13 protein-coding genes and 2 tRNA genes are annotated in these 18,032 nt (G+C 51.3%); 9 read left to right on the top strand and 6 right to left on the bottom strand.

Going from position 1 to position 18,032, the window contains the following annotated elements:
- Positions 1–37 precede the first annotated feature (37 nt).
- Positions 38–1,654, top strand: a complete 1,617-nt coding sequence (locus HQ393_RS16470) for an NAD+ synthase (protein WP_179356693.1) — start codon at positions 38–40, stop codon at positions 1,652–1,654.
- 190 nt (positions 1,655–1,844) lie between these two features.
- Positions 1,845–3,632: an EAL domain-containing protein gene (locus HQ393_RS16465; protein WP_179356692.1), complete on the top strand. Its 1,788-nt coding sequence runs from the start codon at positions 1,845–1,847 to the stop codon at positions 3,630–3,632.
- 46 nt (positions 3,633–3,678) lie between these two features.
- Here the strand turns inward: HQ393_RS16465 and HQ393_RS16460 are convergent, their stop codons facing one another.
- Positions 3,679–4,788, bottom strand: coding sequence for a GGDEF domain-containing response regulator (locus HQ393_RS16460; RefSeq protein WP_179356690.1), 1,110 nt, complete (start codon positions 4,786–4,788; stop codon positions 3,679–3,681).
- Positions 4,789–4,939: 151 nt separating this feature from the next.
- On the opposite strand from HQ393_RS16460, the gene HQ393_RS16455 reads away from it, so the two are divergent.
- Positions 4,940–5,296: a hypothetical protein gene (locus tag HQ393_RS16455; RefSeq protein ID WP_179356688.1), complete on the top strand. Its 357-nt coding sequence runs from the start codon at positions 4,940–4,942 to the stop codon at positions 5,294–5,296.
- 382 nt (positions 5,297–5,678) lie between these two features.
- Here HQ393_RS16455 and rpsT read toward each other — a convergent pair whose 3' ends face one another.
- On the bottom strand, positions 5,679–5,942 hold the full coding sequence (gene rpsT / locus HQ393_RS16450; RefSeq protein ID WP_179356687.1) for a 30S ribosomal protein S20: 264 nt from the start codon (positions 5,940–5,942) through the stop codon (positions 5,679–5,681).
- Positions 5,943–6,104: 162 nt separating this feature from the next.
- On the opposite strand from rpsT, the gene murJ reads away from it, so the two are divergent.
- From murJ to HQ393_RS17760, 3 genes are all read left to right on the top strand, one after another.
- Positions 6,105–7,640 (top strand): murein biosynthesis integral membrane protein MurJ, encoded by a 1,536-nt coding sequence (murJ, locus tag HQ393_RS16445; protein ID WP_179356685.1) that lies wholly within the window; start codon positions 6,105–6,107, stop codon positions 7,638–7,640.
- Positions 7,641–8,029: 389 nt separating this feature from the next.
- Positions 8,030–9,232, top strand: coding sequence for an amino acid aminotransferase (locus tag HQ393_RS16440; RefSeq protein ID WP_179356683.1), 1,203 nt, complete (start codon positions 8,030–8,032; stop codon positions 9,230–9,232).
- A 122-nt stretch (positions 9,233–9,354) separates the two neighbouring features.
- Positions 9,355–12,273 (top strand): HD domain-containing phosphohydrolase, encoded by a 2,919-nt coding sequence (locus tag HQ393_RS17760; RefSeq protein WP_179356681.1) that lies wholly within the window; start codon positions 9,355–9,357, stop codon positions 12,271–12,273.
- Positions 12,274–12,301: 28 nt separating this feature from the next.
- Here HQ393_RS17760 and HQ393_RS16430 read toward each other — a convergent pair whose 3' ends face one another.
- The 3 genes from HQ393_RS16430 to HQ393_RS16420 form a co-directional block, all read right to left on the bottom strand.
- Positions 12,302–12,859, bottom strand: a complete 558-nt coding sequence (locus HQ393_RS16430) for a hypothetical protein (protein ID WP_179356680.1) — start codon at positions 12,857–12,859, stop codon at positions 12,302–12,304.
- Positions 12,860–12,981: 122 nt separating this feature from the next.
- Positions 12,982–13,057: transfer RNA gene (locus HQ393_RS16425), tRNA-Asn, on the bottom strand.
- 56 nt (positions 13,058–13,113) lie between these two features.
- Positions 13,114–13,189 (bottom strand) — tRNA-Asn (locus tag HQ393_RS16420).
- 192 nt (positions 13,190–13,381) lie between these two features.
- Between HQ393_RS16420 and HQ393_RS16415 the strand changes: the two genes are divergently transcribed.
- The 3 genes from HQ393_RS16415 (at position 13,382) to HQ393_RS16405 (ending at position 16,479) form a co-directional block, all read left to right on the top strand.
- On the top strand, positions 13,382–14,551 hold the full coding sequence (locus HQ393_RS16415) for an AsmA family protein (RefSeq protein WP_179356678.1): 1,170 nt from the start codon (positions 13,382–13,384) through the stop codon (positions 14,549–14,551).
- 73 nt (positions 14,552–14,624) lie between these two features.
- Positions 14,625–15,638, top strand: a complete 1,014-nt coding sequence (gene ygfZ, locus HQ393_RS16410) for a CAF17-like 4Fe-4S cluster assembly/insertion protein YgfZ (protein ID WP_179356676.1) — start codon at positions 14,625–14,627, stop codon at positions 15,636–15,638.
- A 49-nt stretch (positions 15,639–15,687) separates the two neighbouring features.
- The gene (locus tag HQ393_RS16405) at positions 15,688–16,479 is read left to right on the top strand and encodes an enoyl-ACP reductase FabI (protein ID WP_179356674.1); all 792 of its coding nucleotides are present in this window, start codon (positions 15,688–15,690) and stop codon (positions 16,477–16,479) included.
- Positions 16,480–16,566: 87 nt separating this feature from the next.
- Here the strand turns inward: HQ393_RS16405 and fliD are convergent, their stop codons facing one another.
- On the bottom strand, positions 16,567–17,994 hold the full coding sequence (fliD, locus tag HQ393_RS16400; protein ID WP_179356672.1) for a flagellar filament capping protein FliD: 1,428 nt from the start codon (positions 17,992–17,994) through the stop codon (positions 16,567–16,569).
- Between the last annotated feature and the right edge of the window lie 38 nt (positions 17,995–18,032).

The following is an 18,032-nucleotide window of genomic DNA, read 5'->3' as shown; positions in this document are numbered from 1 at the left end:
TTAAAATAGCGTTTTTACTTCGCGTGAACCTGTTGCTATGAAAATCGCCCTCGCCCAGATCAACCCGATTGTTGGTGACCTTGCCGGTAATACCGAGCTGATTTTCGCTGCGGCGCGCGAAGCGATTGCGGCAGGCGCGGATATTCTGCTGACGCCTGAATTAGCACTCACCGGCTATCCGCCCGAAGACTTGCTACTGCGCCCCGCCTTTTTAAAACAATGCAAACAGGCGATTGCGCGGTTTATTGATGAACTCGACGGCATTACGCTGATCGTTGGCCACCCCTATGGCGCGGGTGAGGAAGTCTTCAATTCAGCCAGCGTCATTCGAGACGGCAACGTCATTGGCCGTTACGACAAATTATTGCTGCCCAATAATGCCGTTTTCGACGAAGTTCGCTACTTCACGCCGGGCTTTGCCCCGCTAGTGTTTGAGCAAAATGGCGTCCAAGTCGGCATCGCAATTTGCGAAGACATGTGGGATACCGAGCCAGCGGCAGCCGCGCGTGATGAAGGCGCAGAACTCTTGCTGGTACTGAACGCCTCGCCTTTCCACCAAGCCAAACAAGAAACCCGCCGCGAAGTGGCACGCCAGCGCGTCGAAGAAAACGAGATGGCGCTGGTGTATTGCAACTTGGTCGGCGGGCAAGACGAATTGGTGTTTGACGGCCATTCGTTTGCGCTGAATAAATCAGGCGAGTTGGCATTGCAATTGCCGGCTTACCAAAATCAAATCGCATATTGTGAGTATATGGATGGAGACATTGCGCAAGCTGATGTTGCAGCCGATACCCCCATAGAAGAAAGCATTTATGGCGCACTGGTACAGGGCGTCAAAGATTACATCGGCAAAAATCGTTTCCCCGGCATTTTGCTCGGTCTGTCGGGCGGGATTGATTCGGCACTAACCTTGGCGATTGCTGTCGATGCGCTGGGCGCGGATCGTTGCCACGCGGTGATGATGCCATCGCGCTACACCGCCGATATTTCGGTGAATGACTCGCGCGAAATGATAGAAATCCTCGGCTGCAAATATTCTGAAATCGAAATCTGGCCGATGTATGAAAGTATGATGGCGGGTTTAGCCGATGAATTTGCTGGCCGTGAAATGGACACCACCGAGGAAAATCTGCAAAGCCGTATCCGGGGTATGTTGCTGATGTCCTTATCCAATAAGACCGGCAAACTGGTACTCACCACGGGTAACAAGTCCGAAATGACGACGGGCTATGCAACCTTGTATGGCGATATGGCCGGCGGTTTTGCGGTACTCAAAGACGTCGCCAAAACCATGGTGTATCGCCTGTCGAATTGGCGCAACGCGCAAGCCATTGCCAAGGGCCAGAGCGCGCCTATCCCTGAGCGCATTATCACCCGCCCACCGTCGGCCGAGCTGCGTCCCGATCAGAAAGACCAAGACAGTCTGCCCGAATACGATGTGCTCGACGCAATCTTGGCCGCGTATGTCGAGGAAAACCTCAGCATCGCCGACATCATCGCGCGTGGCTACAGTGAAGCCGATGTAAACAAGGTCGTGCGCCTGCTCAAAATCAATGAATACAAGCGCCGCCAAGCGCCAGTTGGGCCACGAATTACCGAGCGCTCTTTTGGTAAAGACTGGCGGATGCCGATCACCCAGCGCTTCACGCTTTAACCAATTTGAAACAAAAATGTCTTAAGCCAGCCTTCATCGGCTGGCTTTTTTGTTTTCATAAAGCCGATAAAAATCAAGCCACTAGCAGTTTTCATCGCCAACGAGGTGAAATAGCTCACGTAACGATGTAACAAACCCGTCATCTTTCACTGTTACCTTACAGGGCTCGCCGCTCCATCGATGAAATGGCATGCCCAAATTAAGCCTTCCAGAACAATTTTCCACCGAGTTGCTTCATATTATTCATGAGCAACAACTCAGTGCGCTCTTTCAGCCAATTGCCGCACTCAATGATGGGCAGGCATTCGGCTTTGAAGGCTTGATCCGCGGCCCATCGGCTCATTTTTTACATTCCCCGATTAATTTATTTCAAACCGCCGAGCAATGCGGGCTGCTTTCCGAGCTGGATATTGCCTGCCGCAAAGTCGTGATTCGCGCCTTTGCCGAAAGTGGCTTGCCGGGTAAATTATTTCTCAATGTCTGCCCTAGCAGCTTAACCTTACCTAGCTTTCGCCCGGGTGCCACGCTGGAATTTTTGAAAACAGTGGGTTTGGCGCCACAGCGCGTCGTGATTGAACTCACCGAAACACAGGCGATTAGCGATTACGATTTGCTCAGCAAAGCCATCGGTCATTATCGGGAAATGGGGTTTAAGATTGCACTGGATGATTTGGGCGAAGGCTTTTCCAGCTTGCGATTGTGGTCGGAGCTCAAACCCGATTTTGTCAAAATCGATAAATACTTTATCAATGGCATCAATAACGACGCGCAAAAACGTCAGTTTGTTCGCTCTATTCAACATATCGCGCTCAACACCAGCACCCGTGTTATCGCCGAAGGGATCGAAACCCCAGCGGAACTGGAAACCATCCAACGCATCGGGATTAATCTGGCGCAAGGCTATTTGATTAGCCGCCCTCAGCCTCACCCTAGCGTGCAATTGCAGCTGCCGCGTTTAACGATAGAGCGCCCGATTACGCTCAATCAGCGCAGTACCACGGCGGGCTCACTACTCAAAGATACCCCCGCCGTTTCTGCCAACGATAGCAATGAGACCGTGTGGCAGCGCTTTCACGCTCAGCCCGAGTTGTACGCGATTCCGGTTTTGGAAAATGACCGACCAATTGGTTTGCTCAAGCGCCATGACATCCTGGAAATGTTTTCCCGCCCATTTAGTCGTGAATTATTCGGCACGCGTAGCTGTGCCACCCAAATGGACAGACAACCACTGATCGTCGAACAAGCCACCAGCCTGACAGAGCTAGCACGGCAGGTGACCTCCAGCGAGCGGCGCTACCTGACCGATGGTTTTATCCTGACCGAACAAGGGCGCTATCTGGGCATGGGAACGGGTCAAGATTTGATCCGTGCCATGACGGAATTGCAAATCAGTAGCGCGCGGCACGCCAACCCCCTAACGGGTCTGCCGGGCAATGTGCCGATTCAGAACGCCATTGCGAGCCTGCTACAAGATCAAATTAATTTTGTCGTGGTGTACGCCGATTTGGATCATTTCAAGCCATATAACGATATTTACGGCTATGCGCGCGGCGATGATGTGCTGCAATTACTAGGGCAATTATTGCAGCACCATTTTGACCCGAGTCTGGATTTTGTCGGCCATATTGGCGGGGATGATTTTATTTTGCTGTTGCGCAGCAGCGACTGGCATCTGCGCTGCGAGCAATTACTCAGCGATTTCTCGATCCGCACTCGTGATTTCTTTAACGCCGAAGATTTAGCGTTTGGCAGTTACACCGCGCCCAATCGGCAAGGTGAAATTGAACGTCACCCGCTCTTATCTCTATCCCTCGGCGCAGCTCATATTGTGGCCAGCCAATTTGAATCTCACCACGAAGTCGCCAGCATCGCCAGCTCTGCTAAGAGCATGGCCAAACAGCAACAAGGTAACGCGTTGTTTGTGGAGCGCAGATTGACACTGAGGAATGAAGACAGTAAATACGCCACCGAGGTATAAGCTCAAAAGCATTCAATAAAAATGCTCTTGAAGCCATACCCCATCATCAATCGAGCTTAGACAAATCCCAATTGAGCGCCAAATCTTCATTGGCGAGTTGCAGTAGTGGCTTCAGATTATTCAACAAGGCCTTCAGATGTGGGCGCAACTCATCTGCACTGCCTTTATGCAACATCACCAGCGCTTCAGAAATCAGCGGTATGGGTGTTTGCGTAGTGGCCGCATCGACCATAAAGACATGATTATCCATCGGATCGGCAAATAAGCGATCTTGCACCAAGGCCATCATGCGCTCGGCCGAGTGCACGTCATCATGCCAAGAGTTAGCCACCGCAATCGAGGCGGTAACGCGCAATTGCTCGTTGCGGTAATTCACGCGCGCATTCGCAACCGTCTGGCGCAAGCGCTCTGCCACCACACGCGCTTCGATCAAAGGCGTCGCCGGCGACACAATTGCAAACATCGAATCATTGAGCCTTGCCAGCGTGTCTTCCTTGCGTAATTTGGCTTCGAGCAATTTAGCCAGCAAACCGAGTAACTGCCCGTGTACCCGCTCGCCCAATTTATTTTGCAAAGTCTGACCGTGATTGATCTCCAGCAGCATCACGGTGACTTCGCTGTTATGCCTAAAGGCAAAAGCCAGCGACTGCTCTAATTGCAAATTCAGCAAATGCGAGCTGCCGACGCCCGTCATGGCATCTGTGGTGCTGGTTTGGATTTGGACAGAACGAGATTCAGCCAGATCACGGCGCGTCTGTGCCAAATCGAGATTGGCCTTCACCCGCGCCAGCATTTCGGTACGATCGGTTGATTTGGTGACAAAATCATTCGCGCCGCATTCTACACAGCGCAATTTGGTTTCTTCGTCTTCTTCGCCCGAAATAATAATAACGGGCAGATAGTGCATACGCGCCTCACCCGATGCACGCACTCGAGCGAGCAAACCCAGACCATCGAGCTCGGGCATGGTTAAGTCAGACAGCAGCAAACTAATGCTATCGTCGCTCATCAGACGCCGCCAACCCGCCTCGCCGTCAGCCTCTTCGACTAACTCGTACAACTCGGACAAATGTTTTTTGATCGTTGCACGAACGATACGAGAATCATCAACTACCAAGATCTTCGGGCGAGCGCCCAGCTCTGTACTGTCGGTCATAGTGTGTGATCTTTGATTGAGACGCGCTTTAAGCCTAGCATAAAGCGCAAATAAGGTGGAGAACTCCACCATCGTGGCTAATAACACTAGACAGCTTCGGCAGCGCAGTGTAATAAAGAAACATTACCGCAGCATTGGCAAGGTCAATTTTATGGCTAGCTCATATCGTTTACAAATTGGTTTGTCACCCCTTGCGCCGCAAGAGGCCGATATTGCACTGGCTACGATTCGCCGAATGTGGTGCATGCCATCGTGGGTACGCAAACAACCCCTTGCCGATGGCGTATTGCTGCTCGAACTCCGCCACGAAGCCGCGCTCAAACCCGGCGAAAGCGCCGATTGGTTTGTCGAGCGCATCGCCGCCGCGCTATGGCAGGATATTGGCCGTTTTGTGCGCATCGTCATCGACATCGCCCCGCACGAAGCCCCTGATGGCCGAGTATTTATTCTGGAAGAAGCGTCTTACTGGCGCATCATGGAAAGCTTCCGTCTCTCGCACCCGCATTAAAATTCTAAAATACAATTTCTCCAAGCAAGCAAAACATTGCCATGAACTACCCACTCGCGCAGCGAGGCCCCCTCTCAAGGAGAGGGCGGGGGGTGTGGGTATAGAACATCAGCCTGCAAATCAAACACCAACCTAAAGGGCTCGGTTCAGCCGAGACCAGCAAAGGTCAACAAACCACAACAGTACAGGCGCAGCGAGGCCCCCTCTCAGGGAGAGGGCGGGGGGTGTGGGTATAGAACATCAGCCTGCGAACTAATCAGCCTAATCATCTAGGGCTCGGCTGAGCCGAGACCTGCCTCACTTGAAAACCCACAGTTCCGCAGGCGGCAGGCAACAAAAAAGCCCACTCGAAAGTGGGCTTTTTTGCGATTCGGGCAAAAACTTAAGCCATTGCTTTGATAGCAGCAGCCAGGCGGCTCTTATGACGAGCAGCTTTGTTTTTGTGGTAAATCTTTTTGTCAGCGATACGATCGATAGTGCTAACTGATTGCTGGTAAACAGCAGTTGCAGCAGCTTTATCGCCAGTAGCGATGGCTTTGATTACTTTTTTAACTGCAGTACGGAATTCTGAACGCTGAGCGCCATTGTGTTCACGTGCTTCAGTAGCTTGACGAGCGCGCTTGCGTGCTTGTGCTGAATTTGCCATGTTGTAATGCTCCTAGTAGGTGTAACGGGTCTACTGCTTGGCCGGAGACACGGACTTTCGGCAGCACACACAACCCTAGAAAGCCGACGATTTTATTCGTTCTTCACGACAAGCGCAAGAGCAGCGTATCATGCGCAGCAAAAGCAATCAGGGGCGATAGAAATGAATTTACTCAAAGCCGTAGCGGCCGTCAGCTCGATGACCTTGGTTTCACGGGTATTGGGTTTTGCGCGCGATGCGATTATGGCGCGGATGTTTGGCGCGGGCATTGCAACGGATGCCTTTAATGTGGCGTTTCGTTTACCCAATCTTTTGCGACGTATCTTCGCCGAGGGCGCATTTAGCCAAGCTTTCGTACCTATACTGGCAGAATATAAGAATAAACAAGGCGACGAGGCCGCGCGCGAATTTATCGCCGACGTCTCCGGCATGCTCACGCTGATCCTCGCGATCGTCACCGCCATCGGCATGATTGCCGCGCCGTTCATTATTATGGCCACAGCCCCCGGCTTTACGAATCGCCCCGATAAATTCGCCCTGACCGTTGATCTGCTGCGCATTACCTTCCCCTATATTTTGCTCATTTCGCTGTCCTCACTCGCCGGCGCTGTGCTCAATACGTGGAATAAATTTTCGATTCCGGCTTTTGTACCGACGCTATTGAATGTGTCGTTCATTATTTTCGCCGTGTTTCTAGCCCCCTATTTTGATCCACCGATTAAAGCGATGGCGTGGGCGACTGTTGTCGGCGGCATTGCCCAATTGGCGTATCAACTTCCCTATTTGCGCAAAATTAATATGCTGACGCGCCCCAAACTCAATTTCCATGACGCGGGCGTGTGGCGCGTAATGCGTCAGATGGGACCCGCGATTCTGGGCGTATCGGTCAGTCAAATTTCACTGATTATTAATACCGTATTTGCGTCTTTCCTGATTTCGGGCTCTGTGTCGTGGATGTATTACGCCGACCGCTTGATGGAATTTCCAACGGGCTTGCTCGGCGTGGCGCTAGGGACGATTTTGCTGCCCTCGCTGTCGAAAACCTATGCCAGCAACGATACCGCCGAATATTCACGCATACTTGATTGGGGCCTGCGTTTGGCTTTACTACTGGCGATTCCTTCCGCCGTCGCACTGGCCATCACGTCAGAAGCGCTTACAGTCGCGATGTTTCAATACGGCAAATTCACGGCGCACGATGCTGCGATGACGCAACGCGCGCTCAGCGCCTACGCGGTTGGTTTGGTCGGGCTTATTTTGATCAAGATTTTGGCTCCCGGTTTTTATGCGCGCCAAAACATCAAAACGCCGGTGAAAATTGCGATTTTCACGCTGTGCATTACCCAAGGCTTCAATCTGATCCTGATCGGCCCGCTGCAACACGCAGGGCTGGCGCTGGCGATTAGTCTGGGCGCACTGACCAATGCGTCGTTCTTATTCTACAAATTACGTACGCAGCAGATTTTCCAACCGCAAGCGGGCTGGAAAATCTTTCTGATCAAGCTGTTGATCGCGGTCACGGTGATGGCCATCTCACTGCTGGGCCTGCTACACATCATGCCCGACTGGTCGCAAGGCAATATGGCAATGCGTCTGTTGCGCTTATCTGGACTGGTGGCGGCAGGCATGGCGACCTACTTTGTCACGCTGGGCCTACTGGGCTTTAGACCGCGCGATTTTTCACGCCGCAGCAGTTAAGCCGGCCACAATTCCAGCCAACTGAAATCATCAAAACCACGTCACCAGCAATTGAGCTGTGGCGTGGTTTTGTGCGGTATTGCGCCCCACCGCCGAGCGTCAAAGTTTCATTTTGAACGCAAAAATGGCGCAAAGTGATGAGTACCACCATCGGAAGTGGCGTATACCCCGTCACCGTATCAGCATGAAATCTTTATCCAAAATAAATTTCATGCATATACCCACAAAAAACACAGCACATCAATCGCGCTTGATCCACAACAACGCCAGCCACCGCAGTGCTACAGCACAAGCCGCCGAGTCGTGATAAAATCTTTGCCTGCATTTTCCCCTACCGTGGCAACCGCACGAGAGCCCTTGCCCGGATACACACATTGATGGAGCACAGGATGACATCCTCGATTTTCGCCGCCGTAGAAATGGCCCCTCGCGACCCAATCTTGGGCCTGAACGAACAGTTTAACGCTGACACACGCAGCACCAAAGTAAACCTGGGCGTGGGCGTTTACTACAACGACGAAGGCAAGATTCCTTTGCTCGCTGCGGTTAAAGAAGCGGAAAAAGCACGTTTGGCAGCTCAGCCGCCCCGTGGCTACCAAGCCATCGAAGGCAACCCAGCGTACAACGCAGGCGTGCAAAATCTGTTGTTTGGCGCTGAAAGCGAATTGACTGCAGCTGGCCGCGTTGTAACCGCTCAAGCCTTGGGCGGCACTGGCGCTTTGCGTATTGGTGGCGACTTCCTCTACCGTCTGAACCCAAATGCCACCGTTTACATCAGCAACCCAAGCTGGGAAAACCACCGCGCGATTTTTGAAGCGGCTGGCTTCAAAGTGGGCGACTACCCATACTACGATGCTGCGACACGCGGCGTTGATTTCGCAGCGATGAAAGCCTTCCTGCTCGGTCTGGACGCAGGCTCGATCATTATCTTGCACGCTTGCTGCCACAACCCAACGGGCGCCGACATGTCTGACGCACAATGGGGTGAAGTGGTTGAAGTTTGCCGCGAGCGCGGCTTGGTGCCGTTCCTCGACATGGCTTACCAAGGTTTTGCTGAAGGCATCGACGCTGACTCAGTAGCGGTTAAAGCATTCGCAGCTTCTGGCCTGCAATTCTTTATCTCTAGCTCATTCTCAAAAAGCTTCTCTTTGTACGGCGAGCGCGTTGGTGCTTTGTCGATCATTACTTCAAGCAAAGAAGAATCTGGCCGCGTATTGAGCCAGCTGAAACGCGTGATCCGCACTAACTACTCTAACCCACCAATCCACGGCGGCGCAGTGGTAGCCGCAGTCTTGGCTAGCCCAGAATTGCGCGCGATGTGGGAAGAAGAACTCGGCGGTATGCGCGTACGCATCCGTGCAATGCGCTCTGGTCTGGTGGAAAAACTCGCAGCGCGCGGCGTAGCGCAAGACTTCTCATTCGTAACGCAACAGCGCGGTATGTTCTCGTACACTGGCCTGACTGCTGAGCAAGTTGAAAAACTGCGTGCTGACTATGGCATTTACGCAGTTTCAACAGGCCGCATCTGCTTGGCCGCGTTGAACGTAAACAACATCGACTATGTTGCTGATTCAATTGCTAAAGTACTGTAAGCAGTACAATTCACTTGCCAAGAAAGCCCGCAATTATGCGGGCTTTTTTTCGATTATTTCTCACGGAAAACCCCATTCTTTCACCCTATACTAATTGAACACCATCCACTGCGAGCGCCATCATGCCGTTCAGCAACAAAAACATCCCATTACATGTGCATATCTCCTACCTGTTTACGGGGCTTATGCTGGCCTTTTCATTACTGATCGGCATCGTGCTCTTTGAGCGCATGAATAAAGATGCCTTAGAAGCGACAAATCAGCGCTTTGAGATGATCAGCAAAATGACGGCATCCAGTGTCGCCAGCGTGTACCAACCCACCAAGACCTTTGTCGATATTTTCGCCCATCAGCGAATCATCAAAGCCAAAACACTGAATGAACGCTTGGACAGCCTAAGGTATATCACCACAGCGCTTAGCAGCATTGAATCGGCAACATCTACCTATGTAGGGTATAGAAATGGCGAATTTTTTATGGTGCGTAAATGGCAAGAAAACAAAATACTTCGCACCCGACTCAACCCACCCGCCAACACCCGCTGGGTAGTACAAAGCGTCAGCCTGATTGACCAAACAATGCAGGGGGAATACCTGTATTACGATGCCCAACTCAAAGAGCTAGGGCGGCGCATCGACCCCAATTATAAATTCGACCCCCGCACCCGCCCTTGGTACAGCGCAGGGTTTAACTCTCCCGACAGCGCCATCGCCAGCGACCCGTATTATTTCGCGACCAGCGAACAAGTCGGCGTGAGCTACTCGAAAAAAGCAGCAGGCGAAGATGCCGTCGTGGCAATGGACATTGTGATGAGCCGCATCCAGCAAGCATTACGACAAACCATCACCCCTAACAGCCGCATTGCCCTTATCAACTTACAGGAAGAAGTTCTCTGCTGGCAGCGTGGCACATCTGACAGCCGTGTCCCAAAACTAATCGCCCGTCCGGATGGGAGCATGGGCTTACCCAAACTCATCAATCAAGATGCCCCAGTTTTGCAAATTCTACTGAGCAAGGCCGCGCAATACAGCCAACACCCTGGCACATTCAGCGCCACCGATGAGCAATGGCAAGGTTATGTCGCCAATATAGACATCCCTGGCGGCCAACCATTGCGCCTGCTGATCGCATCACCCCAAGTTGAATTACTAGCGAAAGTCACTGCATCGCGTAATCAGGCTATGCTGATTTTTGGTCTTTTACTGCTCATCGGGCTATTTGCGGCCCTGAAATTTTCGCGCATGGCTTCAAAACCATTAAAAAGCCTCACCGATGAGGCGCGAAAAATCGAGCAATTTGATTTCGAATCACCTATCGAGGTGAAATCACATATTACCGAAGTCCTTCAGCTCGCCAATGCGATGGGCAATATGAAGTCCACCATCCACTCGTTTCTGGATATGTCGACCAGCCTGGCTTCCGAAACCAATTTTGAGCGGCTATTAGCACGGGTACTTAACGAGTTATCGGATATCGCCGGGGCGCAAGGCGGTGTCATTTACCTACCAGAACCCAATACACAATCATTAAAAGCCAGCCATGGTCTACTCAACAAAACCGCGCTAGATCTAAGCAAGCGGCCTTTAATCCAACTCGATAACAGCGACAGTATTATTGCCCGCTCTGCCCAGCGAGGTACCATCATTGACCAGCTAAGTCTTGAGCAACTGCATAACCTATTTGGCAGCCAACCCTCGATTACTGAGGCAATGACCACCATTACACTGCCGCTTAAAGATCGCAACCAAACTTTGGTTGGCGTCATTGTGATGCTATTGCGCACCAATAAGGTTGACCCCGGTCGGCAGGCGCTCATTGAAGCCATTTCAGGCAATGCTGCGGTGGCGATTGAAAACCAACGCCTGATTCAAGAGCAGAAAACCTTGCTCGAGGCCTTTATCCAACTTATTGCTGGCGCTATTGACGCAAAAAGCCCGTACACCGGCGGCCACTGCCAGCGCGTCCCTGAACTAACCAAGATGCTGGCTCGCGCTGCATGCGCCGAACAGGATGGCCCCTATGCCGACTTCCAGCTCAGCGAAGGTGAATGGGAGCAACTTCATATCGCGGCTTGGCTACACGATTGCGGCAAGGTCACGACGCCTGAATATGTCGTCGACAAGGCGACCAAACTGGAAACGCTGTACGACCGAATTCATGAAGTCCGGATGCGTTTTGAAGTATTGAAACGCGATGCGCAAATTAATTACTGGCAACAAGTCGCTAGCGGCGGCGATCGAAGTGCACTCGAAGCCCAATTAGAGGAAACCATCACACAACTGGATGATGATTACGCCTTTATAGCCACTTGCAATGAAGGCGGCGAGTTTATGGCCCCCGAAAAAGTCGATCGCCTCAAACAAATTGCTGCACGCACTTGGCAGCGCACGCTATCGGATCGAATCGGGATTTCACACGAAGAGAAAGAACGCAAAGCGCGAGCCCCCGAGGCCACTCTCCCAGCCACCGAGCCGCTGCTGTCAGACAAACCGGAACATTTATTTACCCGAACAGCTCGCGAACAATTGCCAGAGGATAATCCATGGGGCTTTAAGGTGAATGTGCCGGAGTATTTATATAATCGCGGAGAAATGTATAACCTGAGTGTAGGGCGCGGCACACTATCTGAAGAGGAACGCTACAAAATCAATGAGCACATTATCCAGACCATTATCATGCTGGAAAAACTGCCCTTCCCACGCCACCTCGCTCGGGTACCCGAGATAGCGGGAGGTCATCACGAGAAAATGGATGGCACTGGCTATCCTAAACGCCTGAAACGCGATGAAATGAGCCTGCCCGCCCGCATGATGGCGATCGCCGATATTTTTGAAGCGCTCACCGCGGTTGATCGCCCTTATAAAAAAGGGAAAACACTCTCCGAGGCGATCAAAATTATGGGCTTTATGCGCAAAGATCAGCATATTGATGCCGATTTATTCGCGCTCTTCTTACGTTCAGGCATTTATCGCGAATATGCGCAGCGTTATATGAAACCAGAGCAAATCGACGAATTTGATATCAGCCCCTACCTCAGCTAGACGGCCGAACTGCAACGCCAGAGCACAACTAATGTTTTGTCTCTGGCGTTTTTTTCGCGTTCTTTAAACATTCCCGCCATTTGCTCGCCGTATTAGCGGCGGCGCCACTATCGACAACACAATCGCCCGCTTTCAAACGCACATAATCTACGCCTTGATCGCCTGAACTTGCAACAGCAGCTGTGCTGGCAACATTCGCACCATGCGTAGAGGTTGCTGGCTCTACCTCACCACCTGACTTTTTGAGCTTGGCCTCGAGTTTTTCGATTTTTTCATCAAGCTCACTCACATGATCTTTTTTGGCACGCAAATCGATTTTGAGGTCAGTGATTTCTTTTTGCATTTCTTCACGGTGATCGACGGCCTGTGCCAAGCTATCTTTTAGCTTCTCAATCTGAGTGAGATAAAATTTCTTTTCGAAATTTTTCTTTGCCATGCCAATGGCAATGCCGATGAGCAAAAAGAAAACCACCAATAGCAAAACACCTGCGCCCGCCAAATGCAGGCGATAGCGCTGCAAAAAGCTAACTGGTGCAGGAGCAGGATGAACTTCAGGTGATGGGGCAGGAGAGCTAGGCTCTGACATACGCGACTCCAACAAAACGGGAATATACCGTTTAGCATAATCGCGACATGCGCCTAGCATCAAGAAGATTAGATTTGCAGCGACAAAGAAAAAGGGCTAGCTTATAAGCTAGCCCTTTTATTTGGCTCCTCGACCTGGGCTCGAACCAGGGACACACGGATTAACAGTCCGTTGCTCTACCGACTGAGCTATCGAGGAATTGATCTTTCAATCAAGTCGTTTAAGTTAGCAAACCAACTTAAATCGGTATTATTTGGCTCCCCGACCTGGGCTCGAACCAGGGACACACGGATTAACAGTCCGTTGCTCTACCGACTGAGCTATCGGGGAATCGGTATGGGGCGTATAATAGTCACCCCGAGCGTTGCAGTCAAGAAAAACCGTATAAATTTATCGACGAAAACGAAAACAATGTCTAAAAACTTATTGATTGGCCTTCTCGCCACTGGCGGTATCATTGCCGCGGCCCCCCTAATTTTTCCTTATGGCTTATTCAAAAGCGATTTGGAATCAAAGCTTTCTGTGCTTTCAAATACCAAAGCGAGCATAGGCGATATTAGCTTTAGTTACAGCCCTGCCCCAGTTTTCACCTTTCACAATGTAGTGCTCGATTCACCTGAAACCGCGCACATCGGCGCCATCAATATTCCAGTAACCGCTCACAATATACTTAATTTGGGTGAGCACCTGCGCGATATCACACTAAGTCAGGGCGATTTTTCGCGCTCATTTGCCTTAGATATACCAAATCGGCTACACCCTAACCAAGGCGGCGCGGTCAAAATTGATCGACTTAATTTGTCTCAAGTCTCCGTAAAACTCGAAAAAGGGACAATCGGCCCCGTCGATGGGCAATTGCGATTCAAAGCCGACGGCAATATTGATGACCTGTTAGTCACGAGTGATCAAGGTCGAGCTGAGTTACAAGTACAACCGTCAGATGGGGGCACGTTTAAAGTTCAATTTAATGCCAAAGGCTGGGCCTCACCGCTGGGCCACCCTATTCAATTTGAATTCTTAAAACTGATTGGCACTGCCAACGCTGACGGCATCAATATCTCAGACATCCGCGCAGATCTTTACGGCGGCTTAGTCACGGGCAATGCGCAATTAAATTGGAATCAGGGTTGGAATTTAACTGGCCAATTATTTGGCAAGAACATTCAAGCTGAGCCGTTAATCAAAGTCTTTAGCTCTATCACCCGCGCCAGTGGCCGCATGAATGCAGATGCCACTTTCCGTTATCAAGGCACTGACTACAACACTCTCTTCAAGCAACCTCAAATTGTCGGCCGATTTATCTTACAAGATGGGATGTTGAGCAACTTTGACCTAGTGACTCCGCTCAAATCGCAAAGCCCAACGGTTCAGAATCGTGGCGGGCAAACCAACTTCAATACATTGGCTGGCGGCATCAACATCAATGGCAAAATCGTGCAATTCCGCGCGCTTGCCCTTGATGCAGGCAAGCTTCGCTCACGCGGCGAGATTCTGATTCGCGATAACACGCTGTCTGGCAACATCGCCTCTCAACTGGCAGCAGGCGCAGTCGTAGTCAGCAACCAACTCAAAGTGGCTGGCTCGCTCGACTCACCAGAGTTGCGCAGCGGTGGCTCTTACCGCCCGTCATCCGAAGCGCCCACGCCAGTCGAAGACAAACCTGAAGCGCACACGGAAGCCGTACCGCAATAACCCTCCCCCCAACGCCCCGCAAGTCGGGGCGTGTTAATATTCAATTTAATTTGATCCCCTCAGGAAAGCACCCATGTCTTGGCTTGATTCTATTGGCGCCAGTTTGTCTGACACTGGCGCAGTCATTTCATTTGGCAACCCTCAAACCGAGCTTCAAGCTTATGCAGATAACGCCGCGCTCATCCCACTGACTCAATTTGGCTTAATCCGTTTTAGTGGCGAAGAAACCCAAGCCTTTTTGCAAGGCCAGTTATCGAGCGACATTCGCGCGCTTGCCAGCGATGCGGTGCAATACTCTAGCTACTCAACTCCGAAAGGTCGGATGCAGGCGAGTTTTTTGGTCATCCGTCGCGGCGATGATTATTTATTGCAAGTCGCCAGCGAGATTCAAGCTGCGATTCAAAAACGCTTAGCGATGTTTATTATGCGCAGTAAAACCAAGGCCTGCGATGCCAACCCCGAACTCGCACTGATCGGACTTGCAGGTATCCACGCCAAATCCATTATTGAAAAAGCTTTTGGCAACATACCCAGCGAAATGAGCGTAATTACACAAGATCAAATTCAAATCATTGGTTTAGCCAACGCTCGCTATCAAATTTTACTCCCGCAAGAAATGGCAGCAGCCGTGTGGCAACAACTGGTCGCACTTGGCGCTACGCCAGCCGGTGCATCATGCTGGTGGCTGGGCGAGATCCAAGCTGGCGCGCCGTGGATTACCGCGGCAACACAGGAAGAATTTGTACCGCAAATGGCCAATCTGGAGCTCATCGGCGGCATTAGCTTCACCAAAGGCTGCTATCCCGGCCAAGAGATTGTCGCCAGAACTCAGTACCTGGGTAAACTCAAACGTCGCACCTATCGAATGCACGTCGATTCAACCGACGCCAAAGCTGGAGACGATGTTTTTAGCCCGGAAATGAACGGTCAAGCCAGCGGCAAAATCATGCTGGCAGCACCAGCACCGCAAGGCGGCATGGAATTACTGGTGGTGGCGCAGATTGCCAGCCTGGAACATGGGCTGCATTTAGGTGATGTAAATGGCCCCTTGCTGCACAACTTAGCACTGCCCTATGCCATGAATTGATTTTTAAGCTTATAATCGCCCGATTGTTTATATTCGAGGACTGTGCCCCATGGGGTTTCTCGCTAATAAGAAGATTTTGATTACTGGCCTGCTGTCGGATCGCTCGATTGCTTATGGTATTGCTCAAGCCTGCCACCGTGAAGGTGCAGAATTGGCGTTCACCTATGTCAGTGAAGATTTGAAAGACCGCGTTGCTAAATTAGCTGCTCACTTTGATTCGACCATCGTTTTGCCCTGTGATGTGGCGAGCGACGAGCAAATTGACGCGCTGTTTCCTGCTCTCGCGGCGCATTGGCCAACGTTTGATGGCTTGGTTCACTCGATTGGCTTCGCCCCACGCGACGCCTTGAAAGGCGACTACCTCGATGCGGTGACGCGTGAAAACTTCGCAATTGCACACGACATTAGCTCATACAGCTTTGCCGCTTTAGCAAAAGCAGCGCGCCCTATGCTCAATGAGCGTGCTTCCTTGGTAACGATGTCTTACCTCGGTGCTGAGCGTGCGATTCCAAACTACAACGTGATGGGTCTGGCCAAAGCGAGTCTTGAAGCGAATGTCCGCTACATGGCTGCCGCATTGGGCACCAGCAAAGAAATCCGTGTTAACGGCGTTTCTGCGGGTCCAATCAAAACACTGGCAGCAGCAGGCATTGCGAACTTTGGCAAACTGCTTAAAGGCGCTGCAGATGCTACACCAGCAAAACGCAATGTGACACAAGAAGAAGTAGGTAACGTCACTGCGTTCCTGCTCTCAGATTTGTGCTCAGGCATGACCGGTGAGATCTTGCATGTAGATGTAGGCTTCTTTATCGGCGCAGGTGCATTGGCCGCTGCAGAATAAGTTGTAAACTTCAGAAGTTGCAACCCTCATAAAAAAACCCGCATCAGCGGGTTTTTTTATGTCCGTCATTCTTGTGTACGATCTCAATTAGCGTAAAAGCGAAATCTGCAAATACTGCGAAATGCCATACTGATTACGCCAATTATTCGCATTATTTGCTGACCATACGGGCGGAGGTAAGGCCGTTGATGCCTCGCCAAACCTTGGGTAAGTAAACCCCGCATTATTGCGCAATACTTGGGCCGGATTATTCAAAAATGACGTCGTTTGCAAACCCGCGCTTGTCATCGCCCCCAACTGATCGACTGCCCGATTAAACAAGGTATTCACTGAATCGGCTTGCGCCAAAGCCTGCTGACTTAAGCGTGTTTCATTTACGATCAATTTGCCATCATTACTGCTGGTAATTCCAATCGCATTCAGTGACAAGCTCTCATTCCCTTGCCCGACGCTAAGCTTATTCAAAACCTCATCGATCTGAGAAATGGTTTTCTTGGCTAGGCCCGCATCAACCGCCTGCAACTGCGTTTTCAGTTCATTGATCCCGGCAATGAGATGCTTAAAATTTGCAGCGAGCGCTTTGTCATCGCGCTCAAGCCCAATGCTAGCCTGCCCAACGCTTTTCAGCTCGAGTTGCACATTACTTGCAGTGTCACTCAACGTATTACTCGCGCTTTGCACTTCACGCCCAGCAATACTGACCTTGGCATCTAGCGCCACACGCAAACCCGACGTCGCCGCAGCAGCGTCGAGCGACAAGCGCGACAAATTGGTACTTGTCCCACCACTATCTTCCTGCGCGATCAGGGTGAAGGCTTGCTCCGCACCCGTGTTGGTATTTTCTAATTGCAAACGCGCGCCCTGCGTATCTACGACCACCGCAGCCCTGAGGCTGGGCTGGGCGTTTTCGATTTTTCGCGCAAGATCACCCAAGGTCTCGGTCGAGTCGATTTGTACTTGCAGCGTTTTACCACCCTGAGCTTGATTGAGCTGATCATTGATCGCGCCAAAACGGATTGTCAAACTCCCTTTCCCCAAAAGATCATCCTTACTGGCTAAGGCCTTAGTCTGACTAATTTGCCCTTGGGCCAACTGCTTAACCTCAATCGTCTGTGCGGCGAGCGCATCCCCACCTGACAGCGCTTTGGCAGTTGCGATTTCAGCCTGCGATTGGCTTGTTTTAAGTGGATTGCGCACTGCAGGAAGGGAGAATGATTTAAGCGTCGTATCCAATGTAGATAACGACGATTGCACCTGCGCTGGCGCGGATAAGGTTACCGTTGAGCTGCTGAAGCGTTTTTGCAGGAATTCGTTGGGGGCGGCACTGATAGCATTCAAATTGCTCAGTTGCAAATTGGAACCGCCGACGCGATTAATCGCACTCATCGACCCAATGCGATAAATATCATCGCTCGACAGGCCAGCAGAAGGGGTCGCTGTATTTTGACCATAAATCGCCCCAACGCCATTTTGACGCGAGAAAAAACCATTGCGGTCAGATACACTATTAAGCACGATCGCAGCCCTCCCTAAACGGAGCAATTTCTCCACGG

Origin of the sequence: Chitinibacter bivalviorum, from assembly GCF_013403565.1 — a bacterium.
GTDB lineage: Bacteria > Pseudomonadota > Gammaproteobacteria > Burkholderiales > Chitinibacteraceae > Chitinibacter > Chitinibacter bivalviorum.
Note: the sequence above shows the minus strand (reverse complement) of the source record. Positions and strands in the feature narration are given on the sequence as shown.